Consider the following 21,105-nt stretch of genomic DNA (forward strand, 5'->3'; position numbering starts at 1 on the left):
GTGTAAAAGCAAGAAAATTGACAGAAGGTAAAAGGTGAGGCAAAAGCAGTGGCTGTTGCTATCGTTGTGGCTATTAATTGGTACTGCTTTGCGCTTAACTCAGTTGGAGGCAAAGCCACCTTGGACTGATGAATTTTCTACTATCGTTTTTAGTCTTGGCAATAGTTTTCGCAGTGTACCGTTAGATCGCGCGATCGCTCTTGATACCCTTTTACAACCAATACAACCCAACCAAAATGCTGGAGTTAGCGATGTACTTCAGCATTTATTTAGTGAGACGAATCATCCACCTTTATATTTTGTGTTATCTCACTGGTGGATGCGGCTGTTTCCTCCTGGCTTTGGAGATTTAGCTTCTGTATGGGCGGCGCGATCGCTGAGTGTTTTATTCGGTTCTTTATCCATACCAGCTATCTATGGGTTAACCTGGCTTGCCTTTCGCTCGACGTTAGTAAGTCAACTAACTGCTGCTATTATGGCAGTCTCTCCCTACGGCGTCTTTATTGCTCAAGAAGCCCGTCATTACACTTTGGGTATTTTGTGGGTGATTGCTTCGGTTAGTTGTTTGCTTATTGCTACAAAACGAATTCAACGCCTCATACCCATACCTAACTGGCTGATAGTTATTTGGATTTGTATAAATGCTCTGGGTGTTTCGACACATTATTTTTTTGCTCTCACCCTTGGCACAGAAGCTTTATGGTTAATTGTTCTTGCTTTTTCTCAGTTCCGAGGAAAGCTAAGAGCTAACGCCAACCCAAAACAATATCTTAATTACCTCCCTTGGTGGCAAATCTTGGTAGCTGCTATTGGCACCATAATAGCATGTTTGGTCTGGGTACCATTATTTTTCCAGGCAAACCGTGGAGGTGAGTTGACAAATTGGATTCAAATTGGTAATGACGACGGGTTCTTAAAGTTGTTCAGCCCTCTGTTACAGGCTTTAGGCATATGGATTAGTATGTTGTATTTACTGCCAGTTTCTGTGTCGTCACTGGTAGTTGTCATTGGTTCTGGGTTAATAATGCTCTTTTTCTTTATCTGGTTGTTCCCGATTCTGAAACGGGGTATTGTGACTCAAATCAAACAACCAGCAACCAGGTTGATGACTCAGATGTTTGGCGTGTTGGTTTTAGGAGCGATCGCTTTATTCTTCTTCTTTACATACGCTCTTGATATTGACCTCACCCGTGGTGCAAGATACTACTTTGTTTACTTCCCATCAATCATAGTTTTACTTGGCACAAGCCTTGCAGTTTGCTGGAAAACTCCAACGATTAAGCAAAAATTCTTTTCATTCTCAGGGAAAACCTCTGTTGCGATAATTTTATCGATGGGACTTATCAGCGGGCTATGTGTTGTTTCCAATCTCGGTTACCCAAAATATTACCGTCCTGATCTTTTAGTTCCAGTGATGCAAAAGGTGTCCCATTCACCTATGCTTATTGCTACAACCCATAAAACCCATGTACAGACTGGAGAAATGATGGGCTTAGCTCGTGTCTTCAAGCTTTCAGGTTCAGCCACAACTCCTCTATTTCTTCTCGCCCATCAAGATCAAGATTCTAATACTTCAACAACTACTCTGAAAGAGACTTTAGCAAAGTTACCACGACCTTTGGATGTGTGGCTAGTCAACTTTCATGCACCAGTGGAACTTAACGGCTGTGTTGTTGAGACTCATTCTTTTCCTTTAGTCAACGGCTACGATTACCAAATTCATCATTGTTCGTGACCGTTCACAATATAAGATAAATCGGTTCATATGTACAATTTGAGTGAACTACCAAGTCTCAAGATCTGATATGCAAGAAGTCGTTTTTAGAAGACGGTTACAAATTCGTTGGGTGAGTGCGATCGCTGATATCATTCTTTCAGGAATGGTAATAGGACCACTTGTAGCACCGTTTCTAGCTGCGTCTAGCCTACCAATTTTGTCGGTGATTGGAAATATTATTTATTTCATGGGCGCTCATGTATGCCCACAACCTGATATGGGCGTAGTTTTAGCTCCACCTTTTATGATGGCTGTGTGTATGCGTTGTTACGGTACTGTCACAGGTTTACTTATAACTCGCCTACTATATGAAGTAACTAAAGGCAAGGGTTTTTACTGGTTAAATCAGTATTCTTGGTCTGGTGTAGCAGTGTCTAGTGTCTTAATGATGGCTTACCCCCTAGAATTGGCTGCCGAGGTTTTGGGTTGGTGGAGTTTTAATAATTATGTCGTCACGCTCTTTGGTTTAATAACAGGTTTGGCATGGGGATTATTCACCATGCCAATATTACAGAAATGGGGGAAACAAGGAAAATCTAGTTCCCTCCCCTTTGCAAGGGGAGGTTAGGAGGGGTAAAGTAATCTGCGCCTTCAAACAAAATTGGTATGAATAGATTTTTATTCTGACTCCTGACTCCTGACTCCTGAATTCTGTTTCTTAAACCATTCCACAATTCCTTGGGCGATCGCACGCGCTTCCTTTTTCTGCTCCTGAGGATTTGTCACCACTTCAAATTCTTCAGGATTACTCATAAAACCTATTTCCAGTAGAACTGATGGTGCGCTTTCTGGACGTGTTAGGGCTAGGTTATCCCAAAATACGCCATAGTCGGGTCTTTTGAGTTTTTTAATGAAGTAATCATGCAAGAACAATGCTAGGCTGTGGGCTTGAGTGTTGTACCAATAGGATGAAAAACCCTTGATTTTCTCCGCATTACCATCATCAGGTAAAGAGTTGTGATGTATGGAAATTGAAATCGCTGGTTCTTCCTGATTTATCATCGCCACGCGATCGCCTAACGACACTTCTTTATCGTCTTCCCGCGTCATCACCACTGTAGCACCTCGCTTCACCAACTCATCCCGCAGCAATTTGGATACAGCTAAGTTTACATCTTTTTCAAGATAACCAGTTGGTCCCGACGCCCCAGATTCTGCACCTCCGTGTCCAGGATCTATCAGTATCTTAATACCAGATAAAGGCTTGCGTTTGTTATGGCGTGTAGTTGCTGGAGGGTAACGCAAGGATAAAACTAAACTTGTTCCATCGTATTTGAGCTTATATCCCCACTGTTGATTTTTTTTCAGGTTAAAAGTGTATTTCACCTGTTCAGGAGTCACTTGCTGCCAATCTAGACGATAAATGAGGGGGTCATCACCCAAGGCAATAATGTCTGTTTGGGCAGTTGTGTTGTAAAGAGTGAGGGAGAAAGTATTATCACCTTGTTGAACACTCACAGGTACAGGAACTTGCAGAGGGAAAACTATCTGAGCTGCACTCGGGGTTCGACGATATCCAACGCTGCGGATAATTGTTCGTGGTGGGATTGCACCTGGTATAACACGAGTCTCTTTGCTATTGATCCAAGCACCGTAATCTAAGCGGAGCCATTCACCTTCTCTACCTGTGACTGATGCCCGTGTTCCTTGCGGTAAGGGTGTAAGTCTAGAATAATCTGTACTAGGGCCAGTGCGAGCCACACCTGATGTAGTAACTTCAACAACTTGCAACTGTGCGGGTGGAAGAATTTCTATTTTACCAGCACCTAGCTGAGTTATCGTCTTGCCATTTCCTGTAAGTTGAAATTCAGGTTGTCCCACATTCCCAGGTGTTCCCACTGTAGTACAACCCTCGTACTTGCCTACGCTAGACTGAATAGAAGGTTGATTTCGCCCAGTTAGGGCGGCGGAGTTTGCAGGTAGTTGTGCTTGTGGAGGTTGTGGTAAAAGAGAAAGAGTTTGATTTCCTATCTTTACAGATACACTGGCGTTGGAGGCGGTAACCTGTTTAGGAAGCTTCGCGACTGCCGTAAAACAAATCAGTTCTCCTGGGAGTCTGGCAATGTTGGTTGCTGGAGTCAGAGAGTCTTTAGCAAAAGTTAATTCTTGGCTTACTTCAGGTTGAGTAGAAGCTCTTATGACTTTAACTTGGACTTGTTGGTTTTGGTATTGAACAGTGAAAAGGTTCTCTCCTAACTGTAATGGCAAGGTTGGTGCAAAATGACCTGCCTGAGAGCGGGTAATTGGATTACCATTGATGAGAAGCTGTCCTTGGGGTGGCGCTGTGCCAAGAACAAAGATTCTATCAGCAGTCGTTTTGTAGTTTGTTTTGGGAAAAATAATCTTGAGAGATTGCTCTTGCGCCAAAGCAAGGGAGGGGGTAAGTATACTACTTAATAATACTAATCCTAAAATGGGCCGCACATCAAAATTCAAAATAAAATAATTTACATCAGTTATTATGAGTTATTCTTAACTCTTTATTACTGTTGCACAATTTCAGGATGTTTTTTAAAAGTTGCCAAAATTGCTACATACTATGAGTAAGTTTGTATTTGTCACAGGCGGTGTGGTTTCCAGTATTGGGAAGGGAATTGTGGCTGCAAGTTTAGGGCGGCTGCTGAAGTCCCGGGGTTATTCAGTGTCGATTCTCAAGCTTGACCCTTATATTAATGTTGATCCAGGCACAATGAGTCCGTTTCAACACGGGGAGGTGTTCGTTACCCAGGATGGTGCGGAAACAGATTTGGATTTAGGGCATTACGAACGCTTTACTGACACCTCTATGTCAAGACTTAACAGCGTAACAACTGGTTCAATCTACCAAGCTGTGATTAATAAAGAGCGGCGGGGCGATTATGATGGTGGTACAGTGCAAGTCATTCCTCACATCACCAATGAAATTAAAGAGCGTATTACAAGAGTAGCAAAAAATACTATTTCTGATGTTGTTATCACTGAAATAGGTGGGACGGTTGGAGATATTGAATCCTTACCATTTTTAGAAGCAATTCGTCAACTGCGCAAAGAAGTAGGACGGCACAATGTATTATACATGCATGTTACATTGATACCGTGGATTGCTTCTGCTGGCGAGATGAAAACTAAACCAACCCAACATTCAGTCAAGGAACTGCGATCTATTGGGATTCAACCAGACATTTTAATTTGCCGGTGCGATCGCGCTTTACAACCAGGACTAAAACAGAAATTATCAGAGTTTTGTGATGTACCAGCAGAATGTGTGATTCCTGCTATTGATGCTAAGAGTATTTATGAAGTTCCATTGATTTTGGAACGAGAAGGATTAGCACAGCAAGCGCTGGAGCTATTAAATATGGAGCAGCGACAACCAGATCTCCTGCAGTGGCAAACTTTGGTAGATCGGATGTATAGTCCTAAGCATCCAGTCGAAATTGCGATCGTGGGTAAATATGTGCGGTTAAGTGATGCGTACCTTTCGGTTGTTGAAGCGCTGCGTCATGCCGCCATTTCTATGAGCGGGGAACTGCGCATACGTTGGGTAAATTCCGAAGAATTGGAAAATAGCGAAATTGATACCCATCTTGATGGTGTTGATGGCGTCTTGGTTCCTGGAGGTTTTGGCTCTCGAGGAGTGGATGGCAAAATTGCTGCCATCACATATGCTCGTGAGCAGCAAATCCCCTTCTTAGGTTTATGTTTGGGAATGCAATGCTCCGTGATTGAATGGGGAAGGAATGTCGTAGGATTCAAAGACTCTGACAGTGCTGAATTTAATCCCCACACAGAAAACCCAGTCATTAACCTATTGCCAGAACAACAAGATGTTGTCGATTTAGGCGGTACAATGCGTTTGGGACTTTATCCTTGTCGTATTATTCCCAATACTCTTGCTTTCCAACTGTATCACGAAGAAGTTATTTACGAACGACATCGTCATCGGTATGAGTTTAATAACGCCTACCGCAATCTGTTTTTAGAATCTGGTTATGTGATCAGTGGAACTTCTCCCGATGGACGGTTAGTAGAAATGATTGAATTACCAAGCCATCCGTTCTTTATTTCTTGTCAATTTCACCCAGAATTTCAATCGCGCCCCAGCACACCTCATCCTTTATTCATCGGGTTTATTGAAGCTGCGATCGCCCGTTCTCACTCGTCTTTTAGGATACACACATCTGTAGAAGTTTTTTAAGTCCTTAAAAATTAAAAATTAGCAACCTAATTTTTAATTTTTAACGTGGAGGGTATTTTGTGGCGCACTGGGTAAAGATCAGCTATGAAAGAAATGAATATGTAATCAATTTTGAGCGTGTCACAGCTTTTTGTTATGAAAAGAATGGCAGGATTACATTTTGGTTACCCGATAGCGCCATTCCAGTCGTGATTAATCCCCAAAGTAACCTAGAAGATTATCAAAAAATTTCCGAATATATAGAAAAAATTACGGGTTTAGGAGTAGAGAAAGGCTATTGGGTGAAAATTTCTTATGAGAGAAATGAGTATGTTATCAACCTCGAGTGTATTAGCTCTTTTTGCCAAGAGCCAAACGGTAGGATAACTTTTTGGCTACCCGATAGTACTATCCCTATTATTATCAATCCTGTTAGTAATCCAGAATCTTATCAAAAAGTTCTGGATTACATTCAAAATATTATAGGATTTTTGTAAGAGAGAACAGGCAATAGATGAACCCCTATAATTTTTTTTAAACGTAAGTCTCCGTCTTGGTGTACTTCTCAATTACCTTAGCAAGATCTGGGACTGCTGCTTCTACGTGCTGCTTGGCAGAACCACGTAACTGATTATAAGTTGCCCGAGCAATTTTGCGTTTCGAGTCTTTTACGAGATTATCAGTGACGCTGAGTAATACCTCAGCGGTACGAGAACGATGTTCAACAAGATACTCAACAGGATCACCATTCTGAACACCCTCACACCAAATAGGATCAATCGCATCTAAACATTGTGGTAGAAGGGTTTCAACAACATCAGAAATATATCCTGGCTTGATTCCTTTAAGGGTATTAAAGGCAGTTTTCAGGGCTATACCACTTATTCCTTGTTTAGAAGCAAGTTGCGCGTCTATCATTTTACAACAATCATCTACAACCATAGCTTTTTTTGTTGGGTTGGAGAGTCCTTCACTAAGTCCCATTTTATTCTTCCTTGAGCGTTAAAGTACGTAATCTTCTGTTTGTTTTGCAGAATACAATAACTATAAAAGCTACTGAGCTTTAGTCTACACTTTTTACCACAAGTTTCGCACTTATGCAAGGTTCTGACTTTTTGCGGCATGTGGAAAAGTCAGATAAATGAGTTAAAAAAATAAAGCCCCGACGCGACACCAGGGCTTTTTATCCTTTTGCTTGTAAATATAATGTAAGTTAATTCTTTAGTGATGGCGGTCATAAAAAGTCATAAAAAGTATGATATTTTTTTGACTTTGCGCTGCTAACTCAGTAATTTTGAAAACGCTAACTTGGCTGCACCTACTATTCCCGCAGAATTCCCTAGTTCTGCTGCCAATATTTGTAAACCCATGCGAGAAGTTGGTAATACCCGTTGCTCAATCTCTGCCTTGACAAAGGGTAAGAAAAACTCTGCACTGGCACTGACGCCACCACCAATAATAATCGCTTCTGGCGTCAACACATAAATTAAACTAGTCAAACCAATCCCTAAATCTCTGCCATATTCTTGCCAAAAGTTCAAAGCACCTGTGTCTCCAGCTTTTGCCAGAACAGCTAATTCAGCAGGATCAGTTCCTGTGCGCCGACGAATTGCTGTAACTGAAACATATTGCTCCAAAGATCCGCGATTCCCACTATTACATATTGGACCATCGGGATTTAAGGTAATCAATCCTAGTTCCGCAGCAGATCCCTGATGCCCAACGAACAGTTCACCATCTAAAATAACAGCCCCACCAACACCAGTTCCCAGAGTTAGCAAGATGAGATTTTTAAAACGTCGACCAGATCCGAGCCAAGCTTCTCCTAATCCTGCACAATTCGCATCGTTTGCTAAAATTGTACGACGATTTGTTTTTGCTTCTAACCAGTCTGCTAGAGGAACATCATACCATCCCTTCAGGTTAATGGCAACCTTAGCAATTCGTCCCAGAGCATCTGCTGGACCTGGAGTGCCAACACCAATGGCGATCGCATGTTGATCTGGGTCAATTTCCGCGATCGCTTCTACCATCGCCGCCAAAACAGCCTCTGGTGTTGAGGGTTGGGGAGTCGGTACGCTTAACGCTAACAGACAAGTCCCATCAGATGCAAAACGCCCTAGTTTAATTGCTGTTCCCCCTAAGTCAATACCGATTACTTGAGAATTCTCCACCTTCACACCTCTTGAATAACAAACGTGGTAACGGATGAGTCAGCGCGTCCTTACTCAATACCATTACCACATCAGTTATCACTTTTTCTGGAAAAAAATTCCCCACCCTTTACCTGAGTAGATGCAGGTTGAGAATCAGCAATTATCGTTGAACGTAAACTAGAATGACCTTGCCAAGATACTACAGGAGTTCCCCTTAAGACTCCAGAAAGGGCAACAGAAAGCATAAAGCCACCAGCGGCAGCAGCAATCAAGGAAAAATTATCTTTCACTTTCTTGTGTTAAAACAATACAACAAACAAAATCTTAGACGATCCAAACCCAGATTGGTGTCCTTATATCTACATAAATATAGGGTGTGGGGTGTTGGGTGTACCCCCGACACCCCACACCCTATTTCCTCAGACCATTTTCTCTTCGCAGCCGAGGATTGACAAATTCATTTAACCCTTCCCCTAGCAATGATAGCCCTACTACCATTAATGTCAGGGCTAAACCAGGAAAAAGAGTAGTCCACCAAACACCCGTGGGTAAAGCATCCAAAGCTTGTTTTAAATCATGCCCCCATTCTGGTACTTCTTCCGGAAGTCCTAAGCCCAAAAATCCTAAACCACCTAGCACCAAAATTGCATCCGCTGCATTAAGAGTGAACAAAACAGGTACACTTTGAATGACATTGAAAAACAAATACCGCGAAAGCACCTGCCAAGTATTAGCACCCATTGCTTGTGCAGCTTCAATGAAAACTTCAGTTTTGACGCTCACTGTGTGGTTACGGACAACACGATAATATTGTGGAATATAAGCAATGCTGATGGCGATCGCCGCATTTAATATCCCACGCCCCACAACAAATGCTAGCGTTACCGAAAGTAGCAGTCCGGGTAAAGTGTAAATGCTATCCATAAGAAACAGCAATACCTTATCCAGTCTACCCCCCAGATAACCACTTACCATCCCTAAAGGCACACCAATGAACATACTAAGCGATGTGGCAAGCAAAACCACTTGCAATGCAGCTTGAGCCCCAAACAGTGTGCGCGAGAATACATCGTAGCCTTGACGACTGGTTCCAAACCAATAGTTGCCTGTTGGTGGTTGATGAATAGGATTAATCAGGGAATCAGTAGGATTTTTTATCCATCCCCACGCCTGAAATGCAGGAGCAAAAAATGCCAAAAATATGAAACACAGGGTAATAAGCAACCCAGCAATCATCAGTTTTTGCGAAAGGTTGGGATTTTTGGGAAAACTTAAAAATCTTCGTTCTCGGCTTTTTAAAGTGGTCATGGGCGCTCACACGCAATATATGCTGACGATTTTACAAAAAATAGGGTGTAGGGGGTAGGGTGTGGGGTGTAGGTGTAGGGCAAAAATTAGCCCTACACCCTCTTCATAGATTGCTCTCAATCAACTGGCGGTACTCACTCTTACCTTTAACGCCTTTAAGTTCTTTCAACAGTTCTTTATTTTTGAATAATTGAACTGTTGGTGTTCCTGTCACATTAGCATTTTCAGCGATATCCCGGTCTTTGTCGATATCAATTTCAACAAAGTGAACTTTGCCGTCAAATTCATCTATCACTTTGTTTAAGATTGGTTTTAAAGTATGACAAGGACCACATCCAGGAGAAACGTACTTAACGATAAGAGGGCGATCGCTTTCGTGGAAGAGCTTGCGCAAAGCATAACCCCCATAATGGCGCGTCGCATTCAGATCAAATTCAGATGAAAGCTGTTCATCAGTTTTCTTCTCGGCTGGAGGAGTCTTTAATTCATTATCTGGAGTTTCCGGCTTTTGATGGAATTCTTGAATCAAACCGCTAGATGATAACCAGCGTTCAGCTAACATCGCCGCCGCACAACCGCTACCAGCAGCTGTAATTGCCTGACGATACTCATGATCCTGGACGTCACCAGCAGCAAAAACCCCTTCTAAGCTTGTTTCTGGCGAATTAGGCTTGGTAACAATGTAACCCACATCATCTAATTCTAGTTGACCTTTAAATAAAGATGTATTGGGATTGTGACCAATAGCGTAAAATAAACCCTTAGCGTGCAGTTCGCTTTCTTCGCCAGTTTTTGTATTGCGAACTTTCACACCATCCATGTGTTTTTCATTGCCAAAGATATCCACTGGCTCTGTATTCCAATGCACTTGGATTTTTGGGTTACTCAAAACACGGTCTTGCATAGCTTTAGAAGCCCGCATTTTTTCTCCTCGCACCAGCATATTTACCTTAGAACCATACTTGGTGAGGTAAATCGATTCCTCTGCGGCTGAGTCTCCGCCACCAACCACAGCTAACTCTGCGCCGTGGAAAATAGGTGTAGCACCATCACAGATTGCACAGGCAGAAATTCCTCTACTCCAGAATACATGTTCGTTAGGTAACCCTAAGCGCTTAGCTGTCGCACCAGTGGCAATGATAACAGTGTTTGTTTTAACTTCCCGTTCCTCTGAACGAACAGTAAAAGGACGCTGGCTTAAGTCTACTTCAATCACATCTTCAGTATATAACTCAGCCCCCCAGCGCTCTGCTTGAGCCTTCATCCGATCCATTAGTTCTGGTCCAGTAATTCCTTCAGGAAACCCAGGAAAGTTCTCTACTTCCGTCGTTGTCATCAACTGCCCACCAGGTAGACCCCCAGCTTGGAACCCTTCAAAGACAACAGGTTTCAGGTTAGCCCTTCCTGCATAAATAGCAGCTGTGTATCCAGCTGGTCCAGATCCTATAATCACTACGTTTTCTACTGTTGAGTTAGTCATATAACTTTAAACAAACTCATAACGACTACGACTTAGTTCTATTATAGTCACCGATCTCAGTTAAGCGCAAGTGTTAAGTAAATTTTTTCAGTCAACTAACCCCTATCCACCGGATCCCTCATCGATAAAATAAGCAATCTATCCCAGGTAAGAAAATTTTTTCTAGAGGATGATATGAAACTGATCAAAAGTGGGTAAGTTACATCTAGCAATCAATAATTAATCCCTCCAAGGAAAAAAGATATGAAAACTGAATTGAAAGCAAAGTTTTTACAACACATCCTTAAGAAAAAGCAAGAAGATCAAGGTTTCACCCTTATTGAATTACTAGTAGTAATTATTATCATTGGTATTCTATCTGCTATTGCTCTGCCCTCTTTCCTAAACCAAGCTAACAAAGGTAAACAATCAGAAGCTAAACAGTACGTTGGTTCTCTCAATCGCTCCCAGCAAGCCTATTACTTAGAAAATGCCTCGTTTGGATCTTCAATAGATCAACTAGGAATTGGTATTAAAACTCAAACAGAAAACTACAAGTACGAAATTGCTTCTGGCTCTTCCCAGGTTGCAAATAATGGAGAGTCTTTGAAAGCTGCTCTTAAATCCTATCATGGTAACGTCGTTTTATCCACACTAGGAAATAGCAGTAGTGATGCAACCACTTTGGCTGTTTTGTGTGAGGCTACTAGCGTTGGTGTTAGCTCAACAAATACAGCACCCTCCGGTTCTGGTACCCCACTACAACCTGCTTGTCCTAGTAATTTTCAACAGCTGACGACTAAGTAAAAGTTTAGCGATATCTGTTTTAGTTGAAAGCTTGATAGAAGTGGGTAGCTTATACTACCCACTTCGATTTTGCTTTTAATTTTGTTAATAAAATTGCTTGCACTAAATCCATCATCTTTTCAATCTGAGGTGCAAGCTCAAATGTAATTCTAATCTTTTTGAAATCTTTAATTATGACTTCTGTGGAACTTTACCCTGCTGTGATATTAACAGAACAGCAAGCCCAGCAATCTTTTATTAAAGGCGACTATAGCCAAGCTGCTGAGTATTATGAGCAAGCGATAGAAACAGAACCGGAAGTGAAATCTCACTACTGGAACTTAGGATTAATATTGTTATTGCAGGGACAAGAAGCAGAAGCACAAGTAACTTGGATGATGGGCATGGCTGATGGAGAAGCCCAACAAGTTGAGCAGTGGACAGTTGAATTGTTGAAGATTTTGCAAAGCGAAGCAGAACGTAGAGAACAGCTTGCAGAATATACAGTCGCTTGGGCAATTCGTCAGCATATACGAGAAATTGCACCACAAGAACTCAACAATTTATTCCACCTAATTGAGTTAGCTATAAAGCTAGAAACTTTTACTGGTGATGAACTAAAAAATTTTGGTGTGATTGAGTTAATTCAGTCAGAATCCATTGTAGATTTTGAACTGCTATTGCAAGTTTTGAGGGGTATTCTCTATACAACACCTTTGCATCCGTCAGTTCTAGAATTTGTGGAAGCAACTCTTCCTCATATTGATGACCTTAATACTTTCATGAGGATACTCATTCCAGCTGCGGTCAAAGTTGCCCATTCAATGTCGCAACCAAAAATTGCAGCACGTTTCATGGAACTAGGTTTACGATTAGACCCGAGTAATATAGAAATTTTGCGAGCATTGGGTGTTTTTTATATAAGATCTGGTAATTATTCTAAAGGAATAGAGACAGCTAGATTGTACGATAAGTTATCACCAACATTAGCTGATCGTGTATCTGCAAAGTACCTTCTGTTGCAAGGCTTAATGGATATTGCTGAATCTTGGCAAGAAGCTTATAAGGTTTTGTTAGAGCAGGAATCTTTATTGACATCTTTGGTACAAGAACAACTTATAGATATTGAACCAATTAAAGTTGTTCGTTTGTTTAATTCCAACTATTTTGCACCTTATTTAAGAGACGATCCTAAGAAAAACAGACAAACGCAGAATCAACTGGCTCAATTTTGCCAGATGAATGTGGAAAAGTATGCCCTTGAAAAATTTCAGCAATATAAACAACGCTCTTTAGGAAAGAGAACAAAGCTTCTTAAGATTGGGTATCTGTCTCATTGTCTATCTAATCATTCGGTCGGCTGGTTGGCAAGATGGATTTTTCGCCATCACGATCGCGATCGCTTTCAAATTCACGCCTACTTCATTAACTACAAACAAGTATTTGATCCAGTACAAGAATGGTATCTCCAGAACGTAACTCAAGCTTATAAAGGTGGCATTTGTACTGACGAAATCGCTGAACAAATTTACAAAGATGAAATTGACGTTTTAATTGATCTTGATAGCATCACCTTAGATATTGCTTGTGAAATCATGGCACTAAAACCAGCACCGGTTCAAGCAACCTGGTTGGGTTGGGATGCTTCTGGAATACCAGCCGTTGATTACTTTATTGCTGATCCTTATGTTTTACCAGAATCGGCGCAGGAATACTATAAGGAGAAAATTTGGAGACTACCCCACACTTACATAGCGGTAGATGGTTTTGAGGTGGGTGTACCGACGCTAAGACGAGATACTTTAGATATTCCCAGTGATGCGGTGATTTATCTCAGCGCTCAAAGAGGATTTAAGCGTCACCCAGATACAGCGCGGCTGCAAATGAAAATTATTAAAGAAGTTCCTAATAGCTATTTCTTGATTAAGGGGTTAGGGGACGCAGACGCGATCCAGAAATTTTTTATGCGGGTAGCAGAGGAAGAAGGAGTGGCTAGCGATCGCCTGCGATTTTTACCTTTAGATCCATCTGAAGCTACTCACAGAGCAAATTTAGCTATTGCCGATGTGGTATTAGATACATACCCCTATAACGGAGCCACGACAACATTAGAAACACTTTGGATGGGTATACCTATAGTAACCAAGGTTGGGCAGCAATTTGCAGCCCGTAATAGTTATACCATGATGATGAATGCTGGTATTACAGAAGGCATTGCTTGGAATGATGAAGAGTATCTAGAGTGGGGTGTGCGTTTAGGTAAAGACGCAGCTTTAAGACAGCAAATATCTATTCAACTCCGACAGTCAAGACAAACTTCTCCTTTATGGAATGCTAAGCAGTTTACTCGCGAGATGGAGAAGGCATACGAAGGGATGTGGCAAAATCATTTATAGAGATTTTCCATGCCTATGGAACCAGTCCAGTATTTCGCGTCGCTCTGTTTCGGGTGTAAATTCGCGAACAATGTTCCAAACTCCATCATGTCCCTAATCAATTACACTCGTGTCTAATCTACAAGACGAACTTACTGAGATCGTTACAATGAGCGGAATTAAGGCTATGTCAATGGGTTAATTAGCTCGCCGCCCGTTGTGGTCATGCTGACTCCTCCAACAATACAACTTTTTCTAAAAGTCCCTGCCTGATAACCTGCTCAATTAGTTCTGATCTGGTGATTAAGAGCTTCTCAGAAACTCGATCCAGCTCAAGGGATGCCGTTTCAGTCAGCATAATCTGATAGCGCTGCTTCGTCTCACCATATTTGTCAGCTTGTGCTCGTTTAGCTCTTGGCACTTTCTTAACTACATACATAAACACCTCACTATCTAATCTACAAATTTATTGTACTACATATTTACAGACTTACACATATACACATCTACATACTATAATACAAATATAGCATTCATGCGATCGCCCCCGTTTGGACAACTTGTGCGCTCCCGTGCTCTTAGGGCAGCGCTTTTGTTTAATCTAATATCACGAGGACTATTTACCAAATTTACGCGTCTTATTTCAATGAAAATGCTAAATCCAAAAATATATAATGAACAGCTTTAGATATGTAGTAGGGCAATCAGTAGATTTTGCACTTCATTTAGATGGATGGGCATCATCATCACAAGAGTACATATATCTCTATTTTGAAGGTCAAACAGAGAATGTCCGCAATACTTCCTTTGGTGATTGTATATCAAAGATACAATTCTTAATCAATCTACTTACACAACCAGAACTTGGATTCACAATTAATGACTTTAGAGGTGTGGTAGATGAGCAAGGCATTGTTCAAGCGATCGCTGTAATTCAAGACGTTGAACTATATGATGAAGGGAGGAGGTTTCCAGCTATAGCTATTGAATCAATCTGCAATGCTCCTTGGAACGTTATTGACAAAACACAGGTGCAAACGCGCAAAGGTGCTCCAACGTCCTTAATCGAGTTCATTGTTAAGGAAAGTCAATCAAAACAATTTGCTGGTGTCGTCAAGTTGTTTACTATTCCACGTGCGAAACCTCGTTACAGTAAAATTGGATTTATAGATACTGATGGCTCAGGAGAAATGCTACTAACACAAGCTGCTTGTGAAGAATTTTTACGTAGACAACAGCAGCGACGTGACTCACAGACATTTGATTAACAGCCTATTTAAATTAAGACTATGAACCAAACTGACACTACACTAACACCAGAAGCACTGGAAATATGGCGTGCGCTTGATGAAATTGATCAAGACCCATGCATAGGGAACCTCACAGAAGAACAAAAAAATGTTCTGTTCGACCAATTTTTCAGCAAGGAAGCTAAAATGGCGCGCCTACAAAGAGTACAGAGACGTAAGCAAGATTTAGAAGAGCAGCTAACTTCATTATTGGCAATGGAAAAACAGTTACTAGAAAGTCTCCAAGAGTGAAAACGATTGGAGAGGATGGAGTATTTGGCTGTTCTAGAGAAATGGGGACAAGTTCGAGACTTTTTCTGGAGATTGTTTAAGACTATCACGAAAATCCTAAATCAACTGCGATACGATGGGCACAGGCAAACCCAGAAAAAGCTACCGCGTTTAAACCTTGTCCGGGAAAGGTACTATCTCCCACACAATAAAGCCCCTTAATAGCAGTTCTATTAAACGGCATCCCTAACAATCCGTGCAACTTACGCCGAGGGATAGGACCATAAGTACCATCCTGACGACCTAAAAAGCGGCGATGTGTTCGTGGAGTTCCTACCTCCAAGCAATCCAACCCTGCATTTAAACCAGGAAAAATCTTTTCTAGGCGATTGATAATGCTTGATGCAGCCACTTTCTTCTTCGCCTCGTACTCACTTGGAGAAAGCGATTGCGGAGCGCAGCGGCTATTCGCCGATCGCCAATCAGCATACCACTGAGGTGTAAACGTGTGAATAATGTGATACCCGGGAGGCGCTAAATCTGGATCCAGTAATGTGGGTATCGACACAAAAATTGTACCTCCTGGTGCTGTCATTTTTTCCCAATCTTCTAATGAGATATGGTGACACTCAGTTCCCCTAGGTAAGACTTCCGCTTTTACCCCCATATGTAAACTCAAAAAGCTAGGCGATTTCTCATACCGTTGTTGCCATTTTTTCTCATTTAAAGGCATTTCTTGTTGCACTAATAATTTCTCAAATGTATCCCACCGTGTAGCATTAGAAACTATGCGCTTAGCACGATAGATTTGGTTATCAGCCAAGAGAACACCAACTGCTATTCCATCTTCTATAAGAATTTCTGTGACCCTGGCTCGATATTGAATCTTACCTCCTGCTGCAACAAGCCCTTCCACTAGTTTCTGAGCAATTTGCCCTACCCCGCCTTTAGGATAGTTCACGCCTCCATAATGTCTATCGGAAAACACCATTCCAGCATTAATCATAGGTGTCATGTTAGCTGGTACTACTGACCAGCAATAACATTCCATATCAATAAATTTTAACAACTGGGGATCTTGAATGTAGCGGCGCGCCAAGTGCCCAACATTTTGAGGTAGATACTTCGCTAAACCCAGGCAAGCTAAAGGGTGTTGTAGAAATACCCGCATTAAGTAACGAGGTTCTTCTAATGACAGCAAATCCATGCTGTTAAGACAGTTAAAAACCTTCCAGCACTCATCATAAAATGAGCGAATTCCCCGACTTTCGTGAGGAAAATAGGCCGTAAGAGCATCCAAAAACTTTTCATAGGCTCGATAAACCTTAAGGTTTAAGCCATTAGGCAGATGGTAATGGATCTGTACTGGATCGGGAATAGTCTCTAGGCTGACGTTGACAGCGCTTAAAGCACGAGTTAGTAAATTAGTGGTGCCATCGTGTCCCAGTCCAAAAATCATCGATGCCCCAACATCAAATCGATAACCTTGGCGTTCAAAATATCCAGCACTACCACCTGGAATTAGATAGCGTTCTAGTACCAGCACCTTAGCACCTTTTGCCGCCAGTTGAGTTGCTGTTACTAAACCACCGATACCGCTACCAATGATAATCACATCAAATTTTTGCATAAGGGGCATGGGGCATGGGGCATAGGGCATGGGGCATGGGGCATAGGGCATAGGGCATAGGGCATGGTGAGAGGAAAAGAGAATTTAGGAATAGGGATAAAGTTCTTATACCATTTCACGAAATACCTGTTACAAATAATTGCTCCTCATTCCCTATTTTTATCAACCTTTAAATCAAATGGTATTACCCAATTCCCCATGCCCCATGCCCAAAAAAAGAGGGAAAAGCCTGCTACTGCCGACCAATCCCGTCTGCCGATCCTTAAAGAGAGGAGAACACTGACCAACAATATAACTTTGATTGAGAATATCTGTCAACTGTTAACGCTAATTATTTTCAATAAGCTTTGAAAGTACCGATTTTATCTGTCATCTGCACGCAGGAAGGAGTATCATGATGTTTCAGTTGTTCTACATTAGAAAAAAGCCCGTTTTCGGCTATGGTGCCACAACTGCGTGTTTACGTTCCACCCCATCCCTTGATTAAGCATTGGCTGGCTGTTGCCCGTGATGCTTCCACACCTTCAGTACTATTTCGCTCTGCCGTGACAGAATTGGGTCGCTGGTTGACTTATGAAGCTGCTCGGGAGTGGTTACCCACTCTAGAGACAACAGTACAAAGTCCTTTGGCTTCCTGTCCTGCAACTGTAATTAATTCAAATGTACCAGTGGCAGTAGTGCCAATTCTGCGTGCTGGATTGGGATTATTAGAAGGGGCACAAACAGTATTGCCCTTGGCATCAATTTACCATCTTGGTTTAGAGCGAGATGAAAACACGTTACAACCTTCGTGTTACCTAAACAAATTGCCTGAAAAATTTGACCCCCAAACACGGGTGTTGGTTACCGATCCAATGTTGGCAACCGGAGGCTCTATTTTAAAAGCGATGTCAGAATTGGTACATCGTGGTGTTGAACCATCTTTAACACGAATTGTTTCTATAGTCGCAGCTCCTCCAGCTTTACAAAAACTTAGCGCTGATTATCCAGGTTTAATGGTTTACACTGCTACTATTGATGAAGGACTCAATGATCAAGGGTTTATTGTACCAGGATTAGGAGATGCAGGCGATCGCATCTTTGGGACTTAAGCTAGGATGCAGCTAGGAAGACAAAGTGGCTTAACAACAAATAAGATGCAGCGATTGTTGAAGGTGGTAGATATATGAGTCAGCGTGATGGTTTTGCTAGTGGTTTTTTGGCTGGAGCAATTTTCGGTAGTGTAGTAGGTGGTATTATCGGCTCACTTGCTGCTTCTCGGCGCGATCCAGAAATAGAAGCAGAAGAAGAGCGTCAAATAAATGGTAGCGCGCCAGAAGCTCAAAAAGCATCTATCTCGAAAAGGCGTCAAATGAGGGCTGCTGAAACTGAGGGTGTCGCAATGGAAATAGCGAGGCGATCGCTTGAAGATAAAATTGCCCAGCTCAATGCCACAATAGATGAAGTTAGGCAGCAACTGGGCAATGTCAATAGCAATTCTGGTCAGGAAAGTAATGAAAGCTCCTCCTTGCGTGATTAGCCATGAAGGGTGGTTATCTAGTGAGTCACCCCTGAACATGTAATAGCTCTATGTGCATGCACCCTGAGCAATGCTCAACTAAAATCAATAATAAGAACCCTTTTGGCACTTAGTTAGGAAACTGTTCATTTATGGATTTACATTTACTAGTTACCACACTTACTACTTTCATCCAAATCTATAGTACTCTGCTGATTATCCGGGTTCTCTTAACATGGTTCCCTACAATCAACTGGTACAATCAACCATTTGCAGCTCTTGCCCAGATTACTGATCCTTACTTAAATTTATTCCGTTCCATAATTCCCCCATTAGGCGGGATAGATTTTTCACCAATTTTGGCTTTCCTGTTACTTAATATTGTAAGTAGCGGGTTAGCCGGGTTAGCGTAACATTGGCTTATATGCCGACGGTTGACGGTTAACTGTTAACCGTCAACCGTCAACCGTCAACAATCATTTACGGATTTGAGCGCTAAATCCTGCTGCTTTAAACTGCTTTAGCTTTAATGGAGTAGGCTGATTAGCAGGGACAGAAATTCTCAATTCAAAATCACTGATTCCTGGTGGTACTTCACTAATAGAACCTAGGCGAGTGCGGTTTTGCATCACTGAGTCGTTATTAGCATCATAAATGCGCCCGAAAATATCCGCATCATAGACAGTTTTGTTAGTAGCATTTTGAGCTTTACCAGTGACAATAAAGCAGTTAGCAGCCATTGTTGTACCACCGCTAGTAACGGCTCCTTTTGCCAGTTCTGGTGAGCATTCCTTATATGAAAGATTAGATAATTTAATTTGTGTTAACGCTACAGCAGGGGTAGTTGATATCCACATTAAAACCCCGATAACACAGGAAACAACAATAATCTTTAGTGAGCGCGATAGAGAATCGCTGCTGCCCTTGGCAGATCGCATAGAAAGCATATTGAATGAGTCTAATAAATACGTTTTCACCCCAGCATACCTCGAAATTAATCCTCAAGAGGGTAGAACACTTGTTTTTAACTTTTGTAATAATTAGAGGATAAACTCCTAAATTGCTATATAACTTATGAGTCCAGATGAGATTGAAGTAGCCCTGCAAGCAGCCTTTTTTCGTTGTGATGCAGCTAGCTGCCCTCTCACTGATACGCAGAAAGACATACTACTGGAAGTAGTCGAGCGAATCAAGGATCAGTCTAATTTAGGATTGTCGGATGTTGACAACCCTCTAGACGAACTGACATTAGAAGAATTGGAAGCTTTTTTACAGTTCGTTAAAGCGCAAGAGGAACAAAACTCCTCATGGAAAGCGCAGTTACTTAATGACTGGTTCCAGCAAAATGAAACGGGAGCGGTGCAATTTATTCGCAAGCAATATGGTTTGCAGTGGCTTTCCCGCCTTGAGACATATCACTTTGATAAGTTCTTGACACAGAATGTACCCAAGCTTAAGGTAGGCGATCGCATAGAAGTCTGCAGCGCTCTATGGGAATGGGTACAAGAAAATGGTCCGTGTCAACCCGAATGGTTTGTTTGTACAGTAATTCACCTTAATGAAATTAACAACGACGATTACTCCTCAACCAACTGCATCATCCGTTTTGAAACAGGTGCCGAATATGAAATTCAAGGAATCTACGAATGGAATCAGTATAATTGGCGCAGAGCAAAAAATTAAACCCTGCATTTTTCACCAGGAAAGTTAATCAGAAATGCGCTAAATTGTATCAGGGTCAATATTTAACTCCCGCAATTTAGCCGCCAATCTTTCTGCTTTATTGATTGCTAATTCTTTCTGCTGACGTTCAAATTCAGCCTCTTCTTCCGGTGTAGGAACTAACTCTCCTGATGGTGCGAAAAATCGCAATAAACCCTGATGAATACCCAAGTATAAATCTAGCTGTTGACTCCACAAATGCCCTTGACTATTTGCTTCTAAAGGTTGATATTTGCCATCTAGTAAATGAAAACCTGCAAATTCTAAGGTAGATGGATCAAACCAAAAATAATCTGGTGTGCGAAAAGTGTTTTGGTAAAGTTTTTTCTTAAATTCTTTATCAGTATTAGCGGTTGATTCAGAAAGAATTTCTAGAATGAAGTTTGGATATTTGCCGTCTTCTTCCCAAACCACCCAACTTTTACGAGTTTTACGTTCGGTGTCCAGCACAACGAAAAAATCTGGTCCTCGGAAGTCTTGTGATTTGTGTTTGTTCAGGCTGTAATAAATAGTAAGATTACCAGCAGCGTAGAAATCAGTCCTGTCTCGCCATAACCATTCCAGACATTTGAAGAGTAGGATTATTTGCCGTAGATGTAATTCGGTTTCCAAGGGAGGTTCGTCGCTATATAAATCGCTTGGAGGAAAGATAACATCTTCTGGAATATTAGGGGAAGTATCTAATTCCTTGACTGGGGACATGGCTTAGGATACAGCA

General features: G+C 41.7%; 22 protein-coding genes. 12 read left to right on the plus strand and 10 right to left on the minus strand.

Annotated features, from left to right (window positions below; genetic code table 11):
* Positions 1-34: 34 nt before the first annotated feature.
* Positions 35-1,735: a glycosyltransferase family 39 protein gene (locus G4P69_RS03370; protein ID WP_208348456.1), complete on the plus strand. Its 1,701-nt coding sequence runs from the start codon at positions 35-37 to the stop codon at positions 1,733-1,735.
* Between the two features lie 70 nt (positions 1,736-1,805).
* Entirely contained in the window at positions 1,806-2,345 is a 540-nt protein-coding gene (locus G4P69_RS03375) for a DUF2085 domain-containing protein (protein WP_208344437.1), read from the plus strand.
* Positions 2,346-2,395: 50 nt separating this feature from the next.
* Here the strand turns inward: G4P69_RS03375 and G4P69_RS03380 are convergent, their stop codons facing one another.
* Positions 2,396-4,201 (minus strand): N-acetylmuramoyl-L-alanine amidase, encoded by a 1,806-nt coding sequence (locus G4P69_RS03380; protein WP_208348467.1) that lies wholly within the window; start codon positions 4,199-4,201, stop codon positions 2,396-2,398.
* A gap of 115 nt (positions 4,202-4,316) precedes the next feature.
* On the opposite strand from G4P69_RS03380, the gene G4P69_RS03385 reads away from it, so the two are divergent.
* Both G4P69_RS03385 and G4P69_RS03390 read left to right on the plus strand, forming a co-directional pair.
* On the plus strand, positions 4,317-5,954 hold the full coding sequence (locus tag G4P69_RS03385; RefSeq protein ID WP_208348483.1) for a CTP synthase: 1,638 nt from the start codon (positions 4,317-4,319) through the stop codon (positions 5,952-5,954).
* A gap of 59 nt (positions 5,955-6,013) precedes the next feature.
* On the plus strand, positions 6,014-6,430 hold the full coding sequence (locus G4P69_RS03390) for a hypothetical protein (RefSeq protein ID WP_208344434.1): 417 nt from the start codon (positions 6,014-6,016) through the stop codon (positions 6,428-6,430).
* Positions 6,431-6,467: 37 nt separating this feature from the next.
* Here the strand turns inward: G4P69_RS03390 and G4P69_RS03395 are convergent, their stop codons facing one another.
* From G4P69_RS03395 to trxB, 5 genes are all read right to left on the minus strand, one after another.
* Positions 6,468-6,917 carry a DUF6918 family protein gene (locus tag G4P69_RS03395; RefSeq protein ID WP_208344433.1) on the minus strand — a complete coding sequence of 150 codons (450 nt, stop codon included), beginning with the start codon at positions 6,915-6,917 and terminating at the stop codon, positions 6,468-6,470.
* A gap of 296 nt (positions 6,918-7,213) precedes the next feature.
* Positions 7,214-8,107, minus strand: coding sequence for an ROK family protein (locus G4P69_RS03400; protein ID WP_208344432.1), 894 nt, complete (start codon positions 8,105-8,107; stop codon positions 7,214-7,216).
* Positions 8,108-8,178: 71 nt separating this feature from the next.
* Positions 8,179-8,379: a hypothetical protein gene (locus tag G4P69_RS03405; protein WP_208344431.1), complete on the minus strand. Its 201-nt coding sequence runs from the start codon at positions 8,377-8,379 to the stop codon at positions 8,179-8,181.
* Between the two features lie 121 nt (positions 8,380-8,500).
* Positions 8,501-9,397 carry an ABC transporter permease gene (locus G4P69_RS03410; protein WP_208344430.1) on the minus strand — a complete coding sequence of 299 codons (897 nt, stop codon included), beginning with the start codon at positions 9,395-9,397 and terminating at the stop codon, positions 8,501-8,503.
* Between the two features lie 103 nt (positions 9,398-9,500).
* Positions 9,501-10,877, minus strand: a complete 1,377-nt coding sequence (gene trxB, locus G4P69_RS03415) for a thioredoxin-disulfide reductase (protein ID WP_208344429.1) — start codon at positions 10,875-10,877, stop codon at positions 9,501-9,503.
* A gap of 243 nt (positions 10,878-11,120) precedes the next feature.
* Here trxB and G4P69_RS03420 point away from each other — a divergent pair, with 243 nt between their 5' ends.
* Both G4P69_RS03420 and G4P69_RS03425 read left to right on the plus strand, forming a co-directional pair.
* The gene (locus tag G4P69_RS03420; protein ID WP_208344428.1) at positions 11,121-11,663 is read left to right on the plus strand and encodes a type IV pilin-like G/H family protein; all 543 of its coding nucleotides are present in this window, start codon (positions 11,121-11,123) and stop codon (positions 11,661-11,663) included.
* Positions 11,664-11,836: 173 nt separating this feature from the next.
* Positions 11,837-14,038: an O-linked N-acetylglucosamine transferase, SPINDLY family protein gene (locus tag G4P69_RS03425; protein ID WP_208344427.1), complete on the plus strand. Its 2,202-nt coding sequence runs from the start codon at positions 11,837-11,839 to the stop codon at positions 14,036-14,038.
* Positions 14,039-14,240: 202 nt separating this feature from the next.
* On the opposite strand, the gene G4P69_RS03430 is transcribed toward G4P69_RS03425, so the two are convergent.
* Positions 14,241-14,456, minus strand: a complete 216-nt coding sequence (locus G4P69_RS03430; protein ID WP_208344426.1) for a hypothetical protein — start codon at positions 14,454-14,456, stop codon at positions 14,241-14,243.
* 235 nt (positions 14,457-14,691) lie between these two features.
* On the opposite strand from G4P69_RS03430, the gene G4P69_RS03435 reads away from it, so the two are divergent.
* A complete protein-coding gene (locus G4P69_RS03435; RefSeq protein WP_208348486.1) occupies positions 14,692-15,285 on the plus strand; it encodes a hypothetical protein in 594 nt (197 codons plus the stop codon).
* 21 nt (positions 15,286-15,306) lie between these two features.
* A complete protein-coding gene (locus tag G4P69_RS03440; RefSeq protein WP_208348490.1) occupies positions 15,307-15,558 on the plus strand; it encodes a hypothetical protein in 252 nt (83 codons plus the stop codon).
* Positions 15,559-15,643: 85 nt separating this feature from the next.
* On the opposite strand, the gene crtH is transcribed toward G4P69_RS03440, so the two are convergent.
* On the minus strand, positions 15,644-17,167 hold the full coding sequence (crtH, locus tag G4P69_RS03445; protein WP_243902358.1) for a carotenoid isomerase: 1,524 nt from the start codon (positions 17,165-17,167) through the stop codon (positions 15,644-15,646).
* 440 nt (positions 17,168-17,607) lie between these two features.
* Between crtH and upp the strand changes: the two genes are divergently transcribed.
* The 3 genes from upp to G4P69_RS03460 all read left to right on the plus strand — a co-directional run bounded on the left by upp (position 17,608) and on the right by G4P69_RS03460 (position 19,078).
* Positions 17,608-18,258 carry a uracil phosphoribosyltransferase gene (gene upp, locus G4P69_RS03450; protein ID WP_208341453.1) on the plus strand — a complete coding sequence of 217 codons (651 nt, stop codon included), beginning with the start codon at positions 17,608-17,610 and terminating at the stop codon, positions 18,256-18,258.
* 74 nt (positions 18,259-18,332) lie between these two features.
* On the plus strand, positions 18,333-18,686 hold the full coding sequence (locus tag G4P69_RS03455) for a hypothetical protein (protein WP_208341454.1): 354 nt from the start codon (positions 18,333-18,335) through the stop codon (positions 18,684-18,686).
* Positions 18,687-18,817: 131 nt separating this feature from the next.
* Positions 18,818-19,078: a YggT family protein gene (locus tag G4P69_RS03460; RefSeq protein WP_208341455.1), complete on the plus strand. Its 261-nt coding sequence runs from the start codon at positions 18,818-18,820 to the stop codon at positions 19,076-19,078.
* A 63-nt stretch (positions 19,079-19,141) separates the two neighbouring features.
* Here G4P69_RS03460 and G4P69_RS03465 read toward each other — a convergent pair whose 3' ends face one another.
* Positions 19,142-19,603, minus strand: coding sequence for a hypothetical protein (locus tag G4P69_RS03465; protein WP_208341481.1), 462 nt, complete (start codon positions 19,601-19,603; stop codon positions 19,142-19,144).
* A 136-nt stretch (positions 19,604-19,739) separates the two neighbouring features.
* Here G4P69_RS03465 and G4P69_RS03470 point away from each other — a divergent pair, with 136 nt between their 5' ends.
* Entirely contained in the window at positions 19,740-20,348 is a 609-nt protein-coding gene (locus G4P69_RS03470; protein WP_208341456.1) for a hypothetical protein, read from the plus strand.
* A gap of 39 nt (positions 20,349-20,387) precedes the next feature.
* Here the strand turns inward: G4P69_RS03470 and G4P69_RS03475 are convergent, their stop codons facing one another.
* Positions 20,388-21,089 (minus strand): Uma2 family endonuclease, encoded by a 702-nt coding sequence (locus G4P69_RS03475; protein WP_208341457.1) that lies wholly within the window; start codon positions 21,087-21,089, stop codon positions 20,388-20,390.
* Positions 21,090-21,105 lie beyond the last annotated feature (16 nt).

Source organism: Aetokthonos hydrillicola CCALA 1050, from assembly GCF_017591665.1.
GTDB lineage: Bacteria > Cyanobacteriota > Cyanobacteriia > Cyanobacteriales > Nostocaceae > Aetokthonos > Aetokthonos hydrillicola.